Origin of the sequence: Inquilinus sp. KBS0705, assembly GCA_005938025.2 — a bacterium.
Lineage (GTDB): Bacteria > Bacteroidota > Bacteroidia > Sphingobacteriales > Sphingobacteriaceae > Mucilaginibacter.
This window is the reverse complement of record VCCI02000004.1, coordinates 157,020-176,296: the sequence shown is the minus strand read 5'-3', so window position 1 is coordinate 176,296 and position 19,277 is coordinate 157,020. Positions and strand designations below refer to the sequence as shown.

General features: G+C 43.9%; 19 protein-coding genes. 12 read left to right on the top strand and 7 right to left on the bottom strand.

The genetic code is table 11. The annotated features are described in order from the left end of the window. The first annotated feature begins 82 nt into the window (after window positions 1-82). From hemC to FFF34_017355, 9 genes are all read left to right on the top strand, one after another. Window positions 83-1,657 (top strand): hydroxymethylbilane synthase, encoded by a 1,575-nt coding sequence (gene hemC / locus FFF34_017395; GenBank protein TSD63370.1) that lies wholly within the window; start codon window positions 83-85, stop codon window positions 1,655-1,657. A gap of 99 nt (window positions 1,658-1,756) precedes the next feature. Then, the gene (hemB, locus tag FFF34_017390; GenBank protein TSD63369.1) at window positions 1,757-2,728 is read left to right on the top strand and encodes a porphobilinogen synthase; all 972 of its coding nucleotides are present in this window, start codon (window positions 1,757-1,759) and stop codon (window positions 2,726-2,728) included. Window positions 2,729-2,854: 126 nt separating this feature from the next. Beyond that, the gene (hemL, locus tag FFF34_017385) at window positions 2,855-4,165 is read left to right on the top strand and encodes a glutamate-1-semialdehyde-2,1-aminomutase (protein TSD63368.1); all 1,311 of its coding nucleotides are present in this window, start codon (window positions 2,855-2,857) and stop codon (window positions 4,163-4,165) included. Window positions 4,166-4,247: 82 nt separating this feature from the next. Then, the gene (locus FFF34_017380) at window positions 4,248-5,123 is read left to right on the top strand and encodes a GHKL domain-containing protein (GenBank protein TSD63367.1); all 876 of its coding nucleotides are present in this window, start codon (window positions 4,248-4,250) and stop codon (window positions 5,121-5,123) included. Between the two features lie 8 nt (window positions 5,124-5,131). Next, window positions 5,132-5,836 (top strand): response regulator transcription factor, encoded by a 705-nt coding sequence (locus tag FFF34_017375; GenBank protein TSD63366.1) that lies wholly within the window; start codon window positions 5,132-5,134, stop codon window positions 5,834-5,836. Window positions 5,837-5,839: 3 nt separating this feature from the next. Then, window positions 5,840-6,361, top strand: coding sequence for a hypothetical protein (locus tag FFF34_017370; GenBank protein TSD63365.1), 522 nt, complete (start codon window positions 5,840-5,842; stop codon window positions 6,359-6,361). A gap of 80 nt (window positions 6,362-6,441) precedes the next feature. Further along, a complete protein-coding gene (hemE, locus tag FFF34_017365) occupies window positions 6,442-7,467 on the top strand; it encodes a uroporphyrinogen decarboxylase (protein ID TSD63364.1) in 1,026 nt (341 codons plus the stop codon). An 88-nt stretch (window positions 7,468-7,555) separates the two neighbouring features. Further along, window positions 7,556-8,089, top strand: coding sequence for a CopD family protein (locus tag FFF34_017360; protein ID TSD63363.1), 534 nt, complete (start codon window positions 7,556-7,558; stop codon window positions 8,087-8,089). 213 nt (window positions 8,090-8,302) lie between these two features. Then, entirely contained in the window at window positions 8,303-9,373 is a 1,071-nt protein-coding gene (locus FFF34_017355; protein TSD63362.1) for a hypothetical protein, read from the top strand. 94 nt (window positions 9,374-9,467) lie between these two features. On the opposite strand, the gene FFF34_017350 is transcribed toward FFF34_017355, so the two are convergent. The 6 genes from FFF34_017350 to FFF34_017325 all read right to left on the bottom strand — a co-directional run bounded on the left by FFF34_017350 (window position 9,468) and on the right by FFF34_017325 (window position 15,224). Further along, window positions 9,468-10,298 (bottom strand): hypothetical protein, encoded by an 831-nt coding sequence (locus tag FFF34_017350; GenBank protein TSD63361.1) that lies wholly within the window; start codon window positions 10,296-10,298, stop codon window positions 9,468-9,470. A 128-nt stretch (window positions 10,299-10,426) separates the two neighbouring features. Then, a complete protein-coding gene (locus FFF34_017345) occupies window positions 10,427-11,002 on the bottom strand; it encodes a hypothetical protein (GenBank protein TSD63360.1) in 576 nt (191 codons plus the stop codon). Between the two features lie 52 nt (window positions 11,003-11,054). Further along, window positions 11,055-13,226, bottom strand: coding sequence for an alpha-galactosidase (locus tag FFF34_017340; protein TSD63525.1), 2,172 nt, complete (start codon window positions 13,224-13,226; stop codon window positions 11,055-11,057). Window positions 13,227-13,281: 55 nt separating this feature from the next. Continuing rightward, on the bottom strand, window positions 13,282-14,547 hold the full coding sequence (locus FFF34_017335) for an amidohydrolase family protein (GenBank protein ID TSD63359.1): 1,266 nt from the start codon (window positions 14,545-14,547) through the stop codon (window positions 13,282-13,284). A gap of 1 nt (window position 14,548) precedes the next feature. Further along, on the bottom strand, window positions 14,549-15,004 hold the full coding sequence (locus tag FFF34_017330; protein TSD63358.1) for a DUF3368 domain-containing protein: 456 nt from the start codon (window positions 15,002-15,004) through the stop codon (window positions 14,549-14,551). Then, window positions 14,997-15,224 (bottom strand): UPF0175 family protein, encoded by a 228-nt coding sequence (locus FFF34_017325; protein TSD63357.1) that lies wholly within the window; start codon window positions 15,222-15,224, stop codon window positions 14,997-14,999. Before FFF34_017325 ends, FFF34_017330 begins: the two co-directional genes overlap by 8 nt. A 73-nt stretch (window positions 15,225-15,297) precedes the next feature. Between FFF34_017325 and FFF34_017320 the strand changes: the two genes are divergently transcribed. The 3 genes from FFF34_017320 to FFF34_017310 are packed head-to-tail and all read left to right on the top strand — an operon-like array spanning window position 15,298 to window position 17,467. Beyond that, on the top strand, window positions 15,298-15,867 hold the full coding sequence (locus tag FFF34_017320) for a sigma-70 family RNA polymerase sigma factor (protein TSD63524.1): 570 nt from the start codon (window positions 15,298-15,300) through the stop codon (window positions 15,865-15,867). Next, complete coding sequence (locus tag FFF34_017315) at window positions 15,857-16,630, top strand: hypothetical protein (GenBank protein TSD63356.1); 774 nt, start codon at window positions 15,857-15,859, stop codon at window positions 16,628-16,630. The genes FFF34_017320 and FFF34_017315 overlap by 11 nt, the downstream gene beginning before the upstream one ends. 27 nt (window positions 16,631-16,657) lie before the next feature. Beyond that, on the top strand, window positions 16,658-17,467 hold the full coding sequence (locus FFF34_017310; GenBank protein TSD63355.1) for a PorT family protein: 810 nt from the start codon (window positions 16,658-16,660) through the stop codon (window positions 17,465-17,467). 58 nt (window positions 17,468-17,525) lie between these two features. On the opposite strand, the gene FFF34_017305 is transcribed toward FFF34_017310, so the two are convergent. Then, complete coding sequence (locus tag FFF34_017305) at window positions 17,526-19,205, bottom strand: hypothetical protein (protein ID TSD63354.1); 1,680 nt, start codon at window positions 19,203-19,205, stop codon at window positions 17,526-17,528. Between the last annotated feature and the right edge of the window lie 72 nt (window positions 19,206-19,277).

Sequence of the window (19,277 nt, the reverse complement as noted above, 5' to 3'; positions counted from 1 at the left end):
GGTCATTTAGTTGCAATTAGATTTATTGATGTTACTATCATCAGCATAAAAAATTAAATTTGCAGTGTAAACTCATACCCCTTTGGATAGAACAGTAATTATAGGAACGCGTGGCAGCGAATTAGCCTTATGGCAGGCTAACTTTGTAAAGGATAGCCTGGCAAACATTGGTATTACCGCCGAACTAAAAATTATAAAAACACAAGGCGACCGGATACTTAACCTAAGTTTTGATAAACTGGAAGGAAAGGGCTTTTTTACAAAAGAGCTGGAGGAAGAATTGCTGGCGGGTACCATTGACCTTGCCGTACATTCGCATAAAGACCTGCCTACCGAGAACCCGCCGGGACTGATCATAGCAGCTGTATCTGAAAGGGAAGACCCATCTGAGTTATTACTGATATTGAAAGATTGCGTGGATGTGCACCAAAAGCTATCCTTAAAATATGGCGCTATTGTGGGTACATCATCTAACAGGCGTAAGGCGCAGCTGTTGGCCTACCGCCCCGACCTGGAGATACAGGACCTGCGCGGTAATGTGCCTACCCGCATCAATAAACTACGCGACGAGAATTACGACGCTATTATGATAGCCAAAGCTGGTGTAAGCCGTTTAGGGTTAGATTTGAGCGACCTGCACGTAGAAGTACTTACACCAAACGAATTGATACCTGCGCCTGCACAGGGCGTATTGGCTATACAGATACAGGAAAACAATACCGAATTGTTTGAAGCCTTACAGGCCTTAAACCACCCGGATGTTGCCGAGGAATTAGCGGTAGAACGTACCGTGCTAAAACTGTTTGGCGGTGGATGCCACTTGCCATTGGGCTGCTATTGCCGTAAGGATGATGGCAAGTTCCAGGTGTTTACCTCAAAGGCCGATGAGGGTGATCAATTCCCAGACAGGCTGTTTATAGAAGCCGAGACTACCGAAGGCATGGCCCAAAAGGTAGTGGCTAAATTTGATAAGGCCCGTAAGTATCCGCAAAGCGTATTTATAACCCGCGAATTATCTGAGCAAAGCTACTTCCGCAAAGCGCTCGAAAAGCATAATATTACCATAGAGGCACGCTCGTTGATACGCACCGTGCCTGTTATTACCAAATTAGACTCTTATATACTGCGTAATGTCGATTGGATATTTTTCTCGAGCAAAAACGCGGTAGAGTACTTTTTTAAACTGAACCCTCAATTTTCTAAAAACGTAAAGTTTGGCGTGATGGGCAGCGGATCTGAAGAAATGCTGCGCCGTAAAGGCTACTTTACCAATTACGTGGGCGAAGGCGTTGATACTGCTGAAGTAGCTGCCGAATTTGCGGCCCTGGCCAATGGTAAAACAGTTTGTTTCCCCGGTGCCGAAGGTTCAATGCGCAGTATACAAAAAGGCTTATCGGCCGATACGAAGATCATCGACCTGTCGGTTTACGAGACCGTACTGGAAGAGGATGTAGAGCCAACAGGTGCGGATGTGGTGGTGTTCACCAGCCCATCAAACGTAGAGGCTTATTTTGCAGATAATTTGTTAGAACCCAACCAAAAGGTTGTTGCCATTGGTAAATCAACAGGTAGCAAATTTGATGAAATGGGTGTTAAATATACCCTGCCATTCTCGCCCGATGAGGTGGGATTAGCAGAGGCAGTGTTTGGACTATAGACGTTCATTGGTTCATTTGCTCATTAGTTCATTGGTGTCGCTTTTATAGCCCGCTTTAAACTAATAAACCGATGAACCAGTGAACTAATGAACTAAAACATGTTACAACGACCAAGAAGAAACCGGAAAAGTGAAGTGATACGCCAAATGGTGCAGGAAACGCATGTGAGTGCGGCAAACCTGATATTTCCTTTATTCATTATCGATGGCGATAACCAAAAGAGCGAAGTGGCATCAATGCCGGGCATTTACCGATACTCTGTAGATAATTTGCTGCGCGAGGTAGAGAGCTGTCTTAAACTGGGGTTAAATTCGTTTGATCTTTTCCCTAATATCGATGAAGCCTTAAAAGATAAATACGCTACCGAAAGCTATCGCGACGAAAGCCTGTACCTGCGTGCCATACGTGCCGTAAAAAAGGAATTCCCTGAAGCTTGTGTAATAACCGATGTAGCCATGGACCCCTACAGCAGCGACGGACACGACGGCGTTGTAGAGAATGGCGAAATACTGAACGACGAGACACTGGAGATATTGGGGAAAATGGCACTGGCCCATGCCCGTAGCGGTGCCGATATTATTGCCCCATCAGATATGATGGATGGCAGGGTGGGCTATATACGCAAGGTGTTAGATGATAATGGCTTTAGCGGTGTATCTATCATGTCGTACTCGGCCAAATATGCCAGTGCCTTTTATGGCCCGTTTAGGGATGCCTTAAACTCGGCCCCTAAGTTCGGCGATAAAAAAACTTACCAGATGAACCCCGCCAACCAAAGCGAAGCTTTAATTGAGGCCAGGTTAGACGAAATTGAAGGCGCGGACTTTTTAATGGTAAAACCGGCATTGCCTTACCTTGATGTAATAAAACTGATAAAGGATAATACCCAGCTACCCGTAGCGGCCTACAATGTAAGCGGTGAGTATGCCATGATAAAGGCAGCCATACAAAAAGGCTGGTTAAACGAGCAGCGCGCCATTACCGAGGTGCTTACCAGCATACGCAGGGCAGGGGCAAACGCGATATTGACTTATCACGCTAAAGAAGTGTTATTGAATAAGTGGTTGTAAGCAAGCTTAAGCTAATAAAGCGTCATTGCGAGGTACGAAGCAATCTCAAAACTATGCATAACCGATATGCTTAAAGGGAGATTGCTTTGTGCCTCGCAATGACGGCAGGATAAAGAATAAAGACAAATGACACAAGTACCTGATATCAGCAGAGTAAAATCTGCAGCATTATACGAAAAAGCCAAAACGTACTTTCCGGGTGGGGTAAACTCGCCGGTGCGTGCCTTTAAATCTGTTTACGGCACGCCGCTGTTTATTGAAAAGGGTGATGGCAGCCATATTTGGGATGCTGATGGTAACGAGTTTATAGATTTTTGCTGCTCGTGGGGGCCGCTTATTTTAGGGCATAACCACCCCGCGGTACGCAACAAGGTAACCGAGGTGATGCAAAATGGCATGTCGTTTGGTGCACCAACAGCACTGGAAAATGAATTGGCCGAACTGATATTGGGTAACAATAAATTCATTCAAAAAATACGTTTTGTAAGCTCGGGTACCGAGGCGGTAATGTCGGCCATAAGGCTGGCAAGGGGCTATACCAAACGAGATAAAGTTTTAAAATTTGAAGGCTGCTACCATGGCCATTCAGATAGCTTGCTGGTAAAGGCGGGCTCGGGTTTAGTAACCTTTGGCGAAACCTCATCTGCGGGCGTGCCAAAGGCTTTTGCCGACGAAACTATAGTGGTATCGTTAAATGATATAAAAGCCCTTGAGGAGGCCTTTAATGAGTTTGGAGGGCAGATAGCGGCAGTCATCATCGAGCCTGTACCGGCTAATAACGGCTTGTTGTTGCAAACCAAAGAATATTTAGAATATCTGCGTGAACTTTGTACCCAAAATGGTACGCTGCTGATATTTGACGAGGTGATATCGGGTTTCCGCGTAGGTTTTGAAGGGGCGGCCGGTTACTATGGCATACAGCCCGATATTATTACTTATGGTAAAATAATAGGTGGTGGTTTACCGGTTGGCGCCTATGGGGCATCGGCCGGGGTGATGGATCATATATCGCCTGTTGGATCGGTTTACCAGGCGGGCACATTATCGGGCAACCCGGTAGCTATGGCAGCGGGTATAGCGCAGGTAAGCGAATTGTTAAAACCCGGTTTTTACGATGAACTGCATGCTAAAACAGCAGGTTTTGTAAACGATATACAGCATTTTGCAGCACAGCGTGGCTATGCATTTAAGGTGTTTACCATCGGCTCGATATTTTGGTTTGCCTTTACAGATAATGACAGCATTGCCACCGCGGAAGAAATTGACCCTAAAAGCATGGAAAAATTTAAGCTGATGCACCGCGAGCTGATAAATAGGGGCATTTATTTAGGCCCATCGGGCTATGAGGTAGGCTTTATATCTGCCGCCCACACAAATGCCGATTTAGAAACAACAAAATCAGCTATATTTGATAGTCTGGACATAGTATTTAATTAGTTAGCAGTTTATAGTTAGCGGTTAGCCATCTATTGATAGCAATTATTGCCGACTGCAAACAGCTTAATGCAAACCCATAATAATGAAGAAGTCACTGGTTATATTTTATGCTATTATCATTTACGCCGTTGCGGAGCTGATGTGGTGGGGCTACATGCTGGCCAAATTGCAGCCAAAGCGCTTAGGCATGATCATGGGCGAAGGCTCGATGTTTGTTGTCGTGTTTTTGCTGGGCGCTTATTACATGCACAAATCCATCAACAAAGAAAAAAAGCTGATGGAGCAAAAAAAGAACTTTTTGCTATCTGTAACTCACGAGCTTAAATCGCCACTGGCATCTATCAAAATATTGCTGCAAACCATCCAAAAGCGCGACCTCACCAAATCACAAGTGCTCGATTTTATAGATAAATCGTTACTTGATGTAGAGCGTTTGGACGACATGGTAGAGAATATGCTGCTGGCATCAAAAATTGATAACCGCTCATATACCTTCCCTAAGGCAAAATTCAACCTTTCGGTTTTGGTAGATAGTATTGTAAACCGCCTGCAAATAAGCAAGTGCGATTGTAACCAACAGATCATACATGCCGAAATTGAACCAAAGATCGAGATAACCGGCGATAAGTTCGCGCTAACATCGGTAGTAACCAATTTGGTAGAGAACGCGGTTAAATATTCCAGCCCCTGCGAAACGGTTGATGTTAAGCTTTTTGAAAAAGAAGGCAAGATATATTTCCAGGTGGCCGACCATGGCATAGGCATAGCCGATAACGAAAAAAGCCGTATTTTTGATAAGTTTTACCGTGTAGGCAGCGAGGATACACGCAATACAAAAGGTACAGGCCTTGGTTTGTACATTGTAAAAGAGGTGCTGGATAAACACCAGGCCAGTATAAAAGTTAAAGACAACCGCCCTGCAGGTAGTGTTTTTGAAGTTGTTTTTGCATTAACCTAAATTTATAGATCATGTCCAAAAAAAGAATTTTATTAGCCGAAGACGAAGACCATTTGTTAGAGGCCATCAAATTAAACCTTGAACTGGAAGGTTATAAAGTTTCTACAGCCAATAATGGTAAAAAGGCCCTGCAAATTTTTAAAGAGGAGCGCTTTAACCTGGTAATACTGGATGTAATGATGCCCGAGATTGATGGCTTTGTAGTTGCCGAAACCATCAGGTTAGAAAACTCGGAGGTGCCTATTATGTTCCTGACTGCTAAAAACACCAACGAGGATAAAATATCGGGGCTTAAAAAAGGTGCCGATGATTACCTAACCAAACCCTTTAACCTGGAAGAGCTGATACTGCGTGTTAACAACCTGGTAAAACGCAGCCTTAAAGGCGATGACCTTAAAGAGTTTAACAGCTACAAAATAGGCGAAAAAACCATCCACTTTAACTCGTTTGAATTGGTTAACGAAGATGGCAGCATTACACCGCTTACCAAAAAAGAAACCATGTTGCTAAAGTTGCTGATAGAGCGCCGCAATGAGGCTGTATCGCGCGAGCAAATACTGGAGACGGTTTGGAATTACGATGTTTATCCATCAACACGTACTATTGATAACTTCATCCTTACATTCCGTAAGTACTTTGAACCAGACCCTAAAAACCCGGTTTATTTCCATTCTATACGTGGTGTGGGCTATAAGTTTACCGATAACCATTAATAAATGTTCACAAAAAGGGCACGCATTTTAGTTACCGGGCTTTTTGTGGTTTTGCTGGCTGTTATATTATACCTGCGGGTTTATCAGCTGGCTGCTGTGGCTGTAATGTTTATTGTGATACTGGTATGGGGTTACTTTAAACAAGGGCCTATTGTACTGGCCGCAAAGCATTTTCACAACAAAGATTACTTTGGTGCCGAGCGCTTGCTGAAAGAAGTGAGCCGGCCCGATTGGCTCAGCAAACGCAGGCGCGGGTTTTACGAATTTATATACGGCGGCATATGCCTGCAAAAAAAGGAGTATGACGAAGCCGAAAAGCATTACGAAATAGCAGCACAATACCCGCTGCGCAGTGCAAACGACCATGTGGCAGCACTGGTGCATGTGGCCAATATAAATGTGCGCAAGGGTAACTACGAAAAAGCCAGGGCATACCTGCAACTAACCGAAAAACATAAAGACAATATAACTGCCAAAATGAAGGATGTTATCCAACGGGTAGAGCAAGAACTTAAAAAACACTAAAAAAGAGGCAAGAAATAAGAATCAAGAGCCAAGAATAAGTCTTGCATCTTGATTCTTGCGTCTTGACTCTCTGACATAAAATGAAAGATTCGTTATTTATAAAAGCCGCATTTTCAGAAAAAGCAGAACGACCGCCCGTGTGGATGATGCGCCAGGCAGGCCGTTTTATGCCCGAGTACTGGGAGATCAAAAATAAGTACTCTTTTTTGGAGATGTGCAAAACGCCCGAGCTGGCTGCCGATGTTACCATGCTGCCGGTAAACTTGCTGGATATTGATGCCGCCATATTATTTTCGGATATATTGGTTACCGGCGAAGCCATGGGGGGCGATTTAAGCTTTACGCAGGGCATTGGCCCCAAATTTGCCAACCCCGTGCGCACACAGGCTGATATAGATGCTTTACAGACAGATGTTGGCGACAGACTGCAATATGTGGCTGATGCTATAAAAGTTATACAGCAGCGCTTAAATGGCAGCATACCGCTAATTGGTTTCGCTGGTGCACCTTTTACGGTAATGAGCTATCTGGTAGAGGGCGGATCGTCAAAAGATTTTAAGCTGACCAAACTGATGCTGCATAACCACCCGGAAATGGCGCACCAGTTACTATCAAAAATAGCTACCGTTACTGCCGATTACCTAAACCTGCAGATTGCCGCAGGTGTAAACGCCGTACAGATATTCGACAGTTGGGCACAGGCCTTGTCATGGGATGATTACAAAGAGTTTTCGCACCGCTATATTGTAGAGATCATCAGTAAACTGAACAGGAAGGATATTCCTGTGATATCGTTCTGTAAGGGCAGCTCGGTATTTGCGCCGCTAATGGCCGAGGCTAAGCCGGATGTAATATCTATCGACTGGAATGTTGATCTGCTGGATATCAAAAACCGCTTGCCAAAAGGCATTGCCGTACAGGGTAACCTTGATCCGCATATTTTGTACGCCGATAAAACAGTAATTAAAGAACGCATCCACCGCCTTTTCGAGCGCATGCGCGGGCAGGAGGGTTTTATATTTAACCTGGGCCATGGCATTATGCCCGATATCCCATTTGATAATGTAAAGTACGCGGTAGAGGTGATAAAGGAATATAAATATTAAGCCCCCTAACCCCCTGAAGGGGTGATGATTAGGTGAGGCGGCATTATAAACGATTAAAAAACTCCCCCTTCAGGGGGGTGGGGGGTATATGTACCAATACGTATTAGCCATACATATCATATTTGTAGTCTGCTGGATGGCGGGGCTGTTTTACATGGTGCGCCTTTTTATTTACCACACCGAAGCACAGGAAAGACCACAACCCGACCGCAAGATACTCTCTGACCAATTTGAGATAATGGAGCGCAAGCTTTGGTGGATCATTACTACGCCAAGCATGTACCTGGTTATTATTGCGGGTGCAACCATGCTGCATTTGTTACCAGCCTGGTGGCACGAGCGCTGGCTACATATAAAGCTGCTGTTTGTGATAGGGCTTATTATTTATCATTTTCTGTGTCAGCAAAAAATGAATCAAATGGCCAAAGGGATTTTCAAGTGGACATCTACCCAATTACGCCTTTGGAACGAACTGGCTACCATACTGCTTTTCGCTATTGTATTTTTAGTGGTGTTAAAAAATGCCGTTAACTGGATATATGGCGTAGTAGGTATAATTCTTTTCAGCATCATTATTATGATTGCTGTAAACATTTACAAAAGGTTAAGGGAAAAACATTAGCCGAATATCCGCTCTTCTCCTCACCTTTACCATAAATTATTATTCGGTGCTTACCTGGGTTGTTTGCCAATTATGACCCATATATGTGAAAATAACTGTGCCAATATTGTATACCTGCAATTTTAATAAGCTTTGTAATTTGCCCTAAGCCTTTACTATCCCCTTATAAGGCCATATCAAAATCAAACCAATTCAAGTTTAAAATTTTAGGTTATGAAGAAAATTTACCAGGCATTACTGTTAGGGTCGGTATTGTTAACTACCCAATGTAAAAAAAGCGAACAACCGGCACTAACTAACGCTAAGCTGGCGGTAACCAGGGCCTCGATGATTGATACAGCCCGGCCTGCTCCATTATCGGTAATAACAATTGCCGGCTCGTACAATGTTCAGGGTAATGCAGATGGTACAGGTGCCGATGCAAGGTTCAACTATCCGCATGGGATTGATATTGCAGATGATGGCACCTTATATGTAGCAGATTTATTTAATAACGCGGTACGCAAATTAACCCCCGGGGGTGTGGTTACTACTGTGAATATTCCAACAGCTAAGGACGGCCAGAAACTTGTTTATCCCGAAAAGGTATTGTTATCAAAAGATGGCTCACTTAATATTTTGGCCTATTATGATCTTACACCTAAGGAACAGCATAAATTTTGGATATTGAAACCATCCGGCGAACTGATAACCCCCGCCAGCCAGGTAAATTATTATACCTATATCTATTATAACATTGCCAAAGACCCATATAGCGATTATTTACAAACATGCGGCGAACGCTTTGTTACCGGTGCCGAAAATCACAGGCAGGGATTTACCGAAAGTACCGAAATAGCGAATGGCGTTATTGGAAAACATCCCTTTACCCCGCCCTTAGATTCGTTGAATACCAGCAGCCGGGAATATGCAGCGGTAACCAATGTGTTTTGTGGCTATAACGGCGTAAAGTACATTGTTATACGCCATAAATATGTGTATAAGCTTACCAAAAGTGGCGTGTTTACCCGTATTTTCCGCGACATCAATTTTCATGAGATAATTGACTTTATTGCCAATAAAGACAGCCGCACTATTTACATAGTAGATCAGGGTGCCATTGTAAGCATATCTAATAATAAGTTAACGCGCCTGGTGGGTTTAAGCAGTTCATCTACGTTTTCGCACCCCGACGGGGTAGGGGACAAAGCCTACGTTTTGGCCGATGGTATAGCATTATCTAAAGATGAGAACACCATTTACTTTACCGACAACAATACCATACGTAAACTGATATTGAAGTAGGCGTAGGTTTAAATATTTACTAATCTGTCGCCACTATTCAAGTTAGTATAAGTACAAAAGCCCCGCATGCGGGGCTTTTGTACTTATAACCTTTTTATTTATAGGCGTATTTAATTTTAGTAGTTACAGGTGGCAAGCCTGGTTGCGCGTTCTTTTTAGTTTGGATTAAAGGGTAGCCGGCGCTATCGTAAGTGTAGGTATAAGTGTTTATTTCGGTAACCTTATTTTTTTCATCTGTTGTGGTTTCTTTAACCGGATTATGTATAGAAAAAGCCTGGAAAAAAGCTTGCGACAATTGAGGTGTACTGCTTATGGGGCTTTTTTTAGTATCATAAACCGTTTGGGTTGTCTCTGTAAGCGAAAATTTATGCGTTACAAACGAGTAAATATAACTTTTGTTAGTAGTTACATCGCTGCCTGTATAAGTATAGGCTAGCTTTAAAAATGCCACATCTGCGGTTCCGTATTTAACATACATGGTTATTTCGGATATCTTGTTGTTTTGATAAGCGAATTTCATGTAGCTAACTACTTTGTTACCGGGGTTAGTTACAATATCTACACGGGTAAGCAGGCCGCCTGTGTAAATATAGTTCATGCCACCGCCTTTGGTAAGCGCGCTTTTCAATATCTTTTTGGCATCATAGGTAAAGGTTGTGGTAGTAAGTTCTCCATCTTCCTTTTCATCTACTTTTGTGATAAGGCCGTTGCTGTAGGCAAAAGCCGTGTAGTTCTTAGCGTCCTGGTCCATACGGGTAAGCATATGCGTAGTAGCGGCAAGCATTAAACCGTTTTGTGTAATAGTATCCTGTTCATCAACAGGTGTTGCTGTTATTTCGGATTGGTCGTCTTTTTTACAGGCAGCTAATAATAATACGCCTGATGCAAATAATAGAACAGTACGTTTGGTAAATTTTGTGATCATTCTGTTTCGGTTTTTTTTAACAATTACCTAACAGGACGAAGATTGAAACAAAAACGTTACATATAGTTAAAACTAATCTATCAGCGTCATTACTTCACGTCCACTAATGTATCTTAAATCATTTTTATTTATAAGTTATTAGCGGGGGTTAATTCCTGATCTTTATCATTGTTAAAAGTACCCATGTCATTATCATTATTTTCGACTATCGTTTCATTTTCTAGTATTACAACATTCCGGTTATTGTAAATTTCAACCAATATAATTGCACCTGCAAGGGCCATTAAATTGATACTTAAATTAAAATCAGCTTGAGAGTTTATAGACATTGTGAATGATGATAAAATGGCTGAAATGTTAAATTTTAAAGATAAATTCTGTATACCTACAGTAAACTCGAAACCAGACACATATTTAAAGGCATAGCCAAACATACCAAATTGTAATATCTGTAATGCCTGATTAATTATACCTACTATAATTGCTTTTGTCTTGTTCCTATCAAACAACAGTGACTTGCCACAATAAATGGAATATATATATAAACTCAAGCCAAAAAGTAAAATTAATAAAGTTGGTCCGGTAATAGTTTCAATGTGCATCATCAAGTAAGCCATCAGGCCAATACCAAATATGCCGCCAATAAGCTGAACAAGGCCAATGATCTTTAATAATAGTTTTTGCCGCTTTAATATAAATTTCATACGTGTAGATTAAGTAGGTTTTGTATTTAAAAGTTACGGTTAATATTTTTTTTTACTTCTCCTCCACACTCAATATCACACTTGCCCGGCCTTGTCTAACATCGGGGTTTATACCTACGGTCATTAAAAAATCGCCGCTATAGGTTGCTGTGCCTATGGATGATTTGGTGCCGGGGTATAAATTGATCTCGCTTACGGTGTAAGTTTTACCGGCTTTTAATCCTTTTAGTTTGATAGGCAAATGTGTGCCTGCGTTATAGCGGTTACTCACTAAATAGTTAAACATAATGGCTTTGTTTTTCCCTTCTTCGGTATACATTACAGCTGCTACATCGTTGTGCCAAGGGTCTTGCAGGCGGTATTGGTCGCCGTGCCATATGGCTTCGCTGTATTGTTTGTAAACCTTAATAGCGTTTTGGCAATAGGCCAGGTCATTTGCTGATAGTTTGCTCACCACAATATCAAAACCCAATTTGCCCATCATGGCAACATCTGTACGGAATTTAATGGGCTGTTTGCCCCAATCGGTAACATGGTTGCTGCTGGCTATAGCAGGGTAAAAGTACGAGTACTCCCACTGCAAAAATATACGCTCCAATGGGTCGGTATTATCGCTTGGCCAGTACTCGGTAAAGTATTTAAGCGCGCCATAATCAACCCGGCCACCGCCGCCGCTGCACAGCATCATGGGCACTTTAGGGTATTTGGCACGCAGCCTATCCAGCACGCTGTACAGCCCTTTTACATAATCGGTATAAAAGTTAGCCTTATGCGTTTCGTAGCTCGATTGCGCGTTATACATTACCGCGTTGCAATCCCACTTAATGTAAGCGAGTTCAGGGTTTTCGGTAAATAGCTTATCTACTACGCCAAATACAAAATCCTGCACTTTTGGGTTGCTTAGGTCTAATACCAATTGATTACGGTAGTAAAGCTCGGGGCGTTGCGGTTGTTTCACCACCCAGTCGGGGTGTTTTTCGTAAAGTTCGCTTTTTGGGTTTACCATTTCGGGTTCAACCCATATACCAAACTTTACATCGTTGGCTTTAGCTGTTTTGGTTAAAAAGGCAATGCCCTCGGGCAGTTTGGCCTTGTTCACTTCCCAATCGCCCAGGCCTGCATGGTCATCATTACGCGGGTATTTGTTGGCAAACCAGCCGTCGTCAAGTAAAAACAGGTCTGCACCCAGGGTATGGGTATCTTTTAATATCCCTGCCAGTTTATCATTGTTAAAGTCAAAATAGGTCGATTCCCAATTGTTCAGCAGCGTAAGCCGCGGGCCATTGCCATCTACAATTTTATATTTGCGCGCCCATGTTTGCAGGTTACGGCTGGCCTCGCCCTGGCCCTTATCGGTATAGGTATAAACAAACTTGGCGGTTTCAAAAGCCAGGCCCGGTTTAAGGGTGTATTCGGCAGCATAATTGTTGATGCCGGCTATCAGACGTAAATTGTTTGATGGGTCAACCTCCAGGTCTATACGGTAATTGCCGCTCCACTCTACGTTGCCATATAATACTTCGCCCTCATCCTCGCCTGATGGCTTGTTAAGCGATATCATAAATACCGGGGGCTGAAAAAGATCGGCGCGGGCACCTAATTTGCTATCCAGTGTTTTAATACCATGGTTTAGTTGTTCCTCTTCAGGCTTCATTTCGCGGGCCCACTCGCCATGGTAATGCTTTAACCAGTAACTACCAGCCTGCAGGTATAAGTTGGCCGAGGCGTACTTATTCAATACAACATCGCCTTTTTCATGATGGGTGATCACGCTCCACTGCTCAGTTACGTTCTCGTTGTAATAGGTTTGGTAGTTAAGCGTAACCTCAAAGTTGTAAACAGGGTCTTTAAGGCGTATGCTCAATAACGATACATCATCGTTTATTTTAGTGGTTTTATGGTCTACGTATTGTAATTCTAACGACTTATTGCCATCGGCATGGGTTACGGCAATAGCAGGCTCCAGCAAGTTTTGGGTACCCGATGTAGTATAGGCCGAGTTATAGCCTTCGGTATCGCCGCCACTGCGGTTAGCTTTAGTAATGGCCCCATACTCGTTTTTAGCCGATAGCTTATTGCCAAAATATATTACGGTTAGGTGCTTGTCGGCACTGGCCTGCAGCACCATCGCGTTATCCTTAGTTTCTATCGGTATTAACACAGCTTGTGCATTTGCAGTTAAGGCACATGCCCAAATAAAAGCAGCAAGGGCCAGTTTGGCCATTGGTTTGGTAAGTAAGTACATATATTTACTGGTTATAATTGGTCTTCTTAAGGGTTTATTTTTGCAGGTACACTACACCGTTTTTCATTACCAGTTGTACCTGTTTTACCACATTAATATCGGTTGACGGGTCGCCTGTTACGGCAACTATATCGGCCAGGTAACCGGCTTTTATATTGCCCAAATCTTTTAATTCAAAAACTTCGGCATTTACTGATGTAGCCGATCTTAACACATCAATCGGCTTCATACCGTACTCGGCCATTAGCAGCATTTCGCGGGCATTATCGCCATGGGTAAATACACCCACATCGCCGCCCATGCAAATAGTAACACCGGCTTTAAGCGCGTCGGCAAACATCTTATGCTTTTGCTTAACACCATCCGGATCGGCATCTGTACCCTTTTTCCATCCCCTGTAGCTGTAAATAGCTTCGGTGGCGGCAAGGGTGGGGCAAAGGGCAACGCCTTTCGCTTTCATCAGCGCGAATATTTCGGGTGTGCCTTCATCACCATGCTCAATGGTGCGCACACCGGCGGCAATAGCCCTGCGCATACCCTCGGGCGTACCAGAGTGTACCACTACCTGCCTGCCGCTGCTATTAGCCACCTGCACAGCGGTTTTTAATTCCTCCAAAGTAAAAGTAGGTTGGGCGGCACCGTTTAGGCCCCAGCGGTAGTCGGCATAAATTTTAATAACATCGGCCCCGTAGCCAATTTGCGAACGCACCGTATGACTAATGCCCTCTATACCGTCGGTTTCTTCGGCGCCAATGGGTAAATGGGCTTCGGTTACTGCGCTTTTTGGCCCGTAACTACCGGTTGCCACAATAGCGCGCGTAGCTACCAGCATTCGCGGGCCGGGGACTATACCTTTATTAATAGCGGTTTTTAGGCCCACGTCGTCGTAAGCGGCGCCCTCGGTACCCAGGTCGCGCACGGTGGTGAAGCCGGCCATTAGTGTTGCCCTGGCATGCTGTACCGCGCGGGCGGTGCGCTCGGCACGGCTTTCGGTAAGTACCTGGTCATTCCAGCTGGTTTCGTTATATGGATGTAGAAATAAATGCGAATGGCCCTCTATCATCCCAGGCATTATGGTGCTGCCTTTTAGGGTAATAACCTTTGTACCCGCAGGTGCTTTAATGGCAGATGAATCGCCCGCTGCTTCTATCACTTTGCCTTTAACCAAAACATACCAATTGGTATGTATCTGTTTGCCATCGAATATACGGTCGGGTTTAAGCAGGGTGTAGGTATCTTGCGCAGATAAGCGCAGGGCACTCAAAAAAATGATACATAAAACTATAAGTGCTTTTTTCATATTATTCTCCAGCTTCTTTTAGTGCAATGCTTTCTAGTGTTGGCGAAATCCTGAAATTAGTTTGCCGTATTTTTTCTAATAAAGGTTTTATTGAAGGGATGATACCTATTTGCTTGGCTTTAATAATAATGCCTAACGTACCGGTAATAGATATCCCCAAATGGCTGGCTAACTGGCGGGCTTTTAAATCGTCCAATATGATTGTGCTGTCTGTGATTTCTAACGCTAAAGCTATAGCACTTGCTTCGCCTTTATCTACCTGTAGCTCAAGTATTCGTTGATATTTATTATCTGCCGCTAATTTTACATTTACCCATTCGGGTAATAACTGTTTAAATTCTTCTGCTATGATGGTAGTGGTGGTAATTGTACCGTATAATTTTTGCAGTAAATCTAACTGGTTTATATTCGTCAATAAAATAAAGCAGCTGGTATCTGCAATAATTGTTTCAGGCATTTTTTATATCATTGATCAGTTCATCTGCAGGAAAGTTGAATATCGACACATTATAAGAGCCTAATAATTCGGCAAATGTGGTTTTTGTAAGTCCCGCAAGTTCTGCAGCTTGTCCCAACGAAAGTTTACCGCGCTCATATAAACTGCTTGCCAACAGCATAGCGGCTTCCTTATCATCTATATTAGTAGAATCGGGTACATTTAGGGTTATTACTTTCATATCCAAATTTACTCAAAATTATTTTACAACCCATGCAACCATTATCCTTCAAATACCATCTTACTGTTAAATGATGTTTTTGGAACCTAAACCAAGTATCGACGAGATTGTAAACCAGTGCAAAGCCGGCCAGCGCAAAGCGCAGGAGCTGCTGTATAAGCAGTTTGCAAGCAAAATGCTGGGTGTTTGCATGCGTTACGCCACCGATAGGATGGAGGCCGAGGATATGCTGCAAAACGGTTTCATAAAGGTTTTTGGAAAAATGGCCGATTACCGCGGCGAGGGTTCTTTTGAAGGGTGGATGAGGCGCATAATGGTGCACAGCTCTATAGAATATTACCGCAAGCACCATAAAATGATGCAGGTGGTTGATATTGACGAAGCAGGGCACGAGCCATCGGTAAACGCGGCTGCGGCCAGCAGTTTGGAAGCTAAGGACCTGCTGCTATTAATAAAGGGCTTGTCGCCGGGGTATCGTATGGTGTTTAATCTGTATGCTATTGACGGGTACTCGCATAAAGAGATCGCCGAGATAGCGGGGATAACCGAAGGGGCGTCTAAATCGCAATTATCAAGGGCGAGGGCTATTTTAAAAGAACAGCTATTAAAAATGGAAGGAAAAAAATATGGCTATGCAGGATAAAGAACTTGACCGGCTATTCCGCAATAAACTGGAGGATGTTGAGGTAGAACCATCAGCACAGGTTTGGCCGGATATTACCCGCCGCATGGATTCAGGCAAAAGGAAACCTGTAATTGCCTGGTTAAGTATAGCGGCCAGTGTTATTGTGTTGCTATCGGCAGGCTTATACTTTATGCAGCGTGATGATGTTGCCGCGACGAAGCCCAATAAGCTTGTGGCGCAAAAGAACGAACATCCCACAAAAAGCAATAATATGCCACAGGCAGCTAAAGTTGCACCGAGTATTGCACCTGTAACTGCAAGCAATATTGAGCCGGTTAAGCTGATTGCAAAAATTAAAGTAAAGGCAAAAGGCGGTCATCGCCCTAAAGAAAGCCAAATACCGCCTGCAACGGCCCAACAAACCCAGCCCGAAGAGCAATTGGCCCGGCTTAGCCCGCGCCGCGAGGTTTTGAAAGCGGTGGTGCCCGATATAGAAACACCTTTGAGTATAAAAACCGATATTAAAGACGATATGGCTTTTGTAACTACTGCAACTACGCCAAATGTGCTACCGGCGCAATTGCCGCAAAGTAGTAAGGCTATGGCCGCCGCACCGGTCAGAAAGCACCGTATACGCAGCTTTGGCGATATGTTAAACGTGGTGATTGGCAAGCTGGATAAGCGCAAGGATAAACTAATAGAATTTACCAATACCGATGGCGATGAATCTACCATCACAGGCATCAATTTGGGTATTATCAAAATAAAAAAACAAGAATAAAATTACCGACCTTTATTACCAATATATATGAAACGATTAATACTAACCGCCCTGATATGTGCTGCAACAACATTTGCATTTGCACAAGTAACCGACTCCGTTAAAACAGATACTACTAAAAGCCGCCATACACGCATAAGGCTTGGCTTTGGCGGCGATGCTACAGAGGTAAGCACCAGCAGCCCCGATACGGCCTACCATGCATCAAAAGCGCCGGGCCTGTCGTTCGGGTTAACTTTTACCCGGTTTGATATTGGTTTAACCACCCTTAATGATAACGGCAGCTTTAAGCTATCGCCGGCCAACCAGTTTTTGAACTACCGCTCGTGGCGAAGTAGCAACATAGGCTTTGATGTGTTACAGTTGGGCTACAGGTTTAATAGCTCGTTCAGGATATATACTGCCGGCGGGTTCGACTGGACAAACCTGCGCCTGCGCGAAAGTGTGACCATACAGCGCGATCAATCGTCGCTTACCTATGTACGCGATAATGTTAAATACGATAAAAACCGCCTTACCGCAACTTATATACGGATACCCGTTGCCTTTGATTTTAGGACCCGCGAGGACTGGGATGGCCGCCGGTTTCACTTTGTGGGTGCTTTAGAAATGGGCGCTTTGCTAAGCAGCAGCTTAAAGCAAGAAAGCGAAGCTAACGGCAGCCAAAAGTTAAGCGGCAATTACCATTTTGCCAAATTCAGGTATGGTGCATCGTTGCGTGCAGGTTACGGCGCAATAGGCGTATTTGCCAAGTACTACTTTAACGATATGTTTCAGGATAGCCCCGCCCAAAGCGGCCTGCGTAACTTCTCTTTCGGGATGAGTTTGGGCTGGTAAAAAGCAAAGGCACTACAATTCAAAGCCTTTAGGCCTTAGGCCTAAAGGCTTTGCTCTTTTAATTGCTGCCCGCCAAGTTTAGTATAATGGTATTGTTATCCGGGTATAGCTTAAAGGCGCTGCTGTCGTCGGCTCCTTTAAAATATCCGCTTAGCGCTTTTACCGCATAATTCATCCCCTCAAAGCTGGCGTTTAGTTTGTTTTGGGCGATGGTGGTATAGGGCAGCTTGCTTTTGTCGGGCGCGGTCATATCTAAATACCAGTTATTGGCTTTACCGCCGGTAACATTTATTTTAATAATGCGCTCGCCCATGGTAATGGTTAGGTTGCCGTGCCCGCCCTTTAGCGGCCAGCTGATGAATAATTTGCCCGGCGATGGGTTGCTAATAACCGGGTCGCCGCCTTCTAAATCCACAACCTTGTTATCAATTACAGCTTTAAATTTTAATCCCGCCAATTCTTTAGGTGTGCTCCAAATGTAGCCATCAACTACAGGCAGGGTAAAAAATACACATTCATTAGCCGTAGCCTTTTCCTTTTCGTATATTGATGGGAACTTTTCATCAAACAAATGTATATCTCTGAATTTTAGCGTGCCTTTTTCCCAAAGCAGGTTGCTGCGGTAAAAGCGGCTGTTAAACCAAACCGTTTTGCGGTCGCTGCCGGCCATGTCTTTATTAACCGTAACTGATGTTGCCGGGGTAGTTTTATAATGCGCCTTAAACCACTCGCCTGATGCTGCCAGCGTTTCAACCTTCACTTTATGCTGATCGCGCAGTTTAGCTATCAGCGGCATCTGTATCTCAAAACCTTTGGCCATGGCATCCCAGGTAAAAGAGTTTTCCTGCCCGGCCTGTGTATAGGCAAACTCCATAGATTCGCCTTGTACAAATTCCCTCAAAAACCATTTTACCCATTCGGCATCGCCGCCACCAAAGGCATAAACCGGTTCAAGCGTTACCACACCCTGCCTGCTGGTGCCTAAGCCGGTATCGTACTGGCGTATAGGGTCGCTGCCCAGCATCCTGAAAATGGGGACCGGTATTTGGTTAGCGGCATGCTGCGCCGGCATATAGGAGTTTATTTTGCTGGGGTAATAAGCCTGGTTCCAATAGCCGCCCCAAAGGGTATAGCCATCGGTACCGTACTGGTCTTTACAATTGGCCGATGCCACAATATGATATTTATTATACATGTACTGTAGCGTATGCGCATCTATAAACCACGATGCTACCGATTTTGGATAATATCCAAATATCCTTTTAAAATCGGCCATGTATACGTCGGTGATCTTCTCGCGCTCGGCTAATGTATACCCTGTAGAAAAGCCAATATTGGCACGCCAATCCCAGGGGTAGCGGCCGCGCCATTTTAGCCCGGCTTTTTCTACAAGGGGTTGCGGTATTTCCCACCAGGCGCCAATTTCAAAAGAGTTGCGCGGCAAGGCCTTTAATAGCTTTTGATAGCGCGGGTCCATCAGCGCGTCGTACTGCAGCAAAAAGCTACCGCCCAGCTTATACTTTTTCATGATAGCTACCTGCTTTACCACGGTTTGATAAAGCACATCCTGGGTAATTGCCGAATCGCGAGGCTCCAGCAGGCGTATAAAGTTGACGATGTTAACTATTGCCGGTTTGGCACTTTGTTTTTTAACAGGTTTATCTATAATGATAAAAGAACTCAGCAGGCCAATAACAGCCAGCGACAGGATGAGCCTAACAGGTTTAATGCTTTTCATTTTTCGAAATTAGAACTTTCCGGCATATCCTTTTCATCTTATAAATTCTTAAATGATGTTATCTTTGGCCCT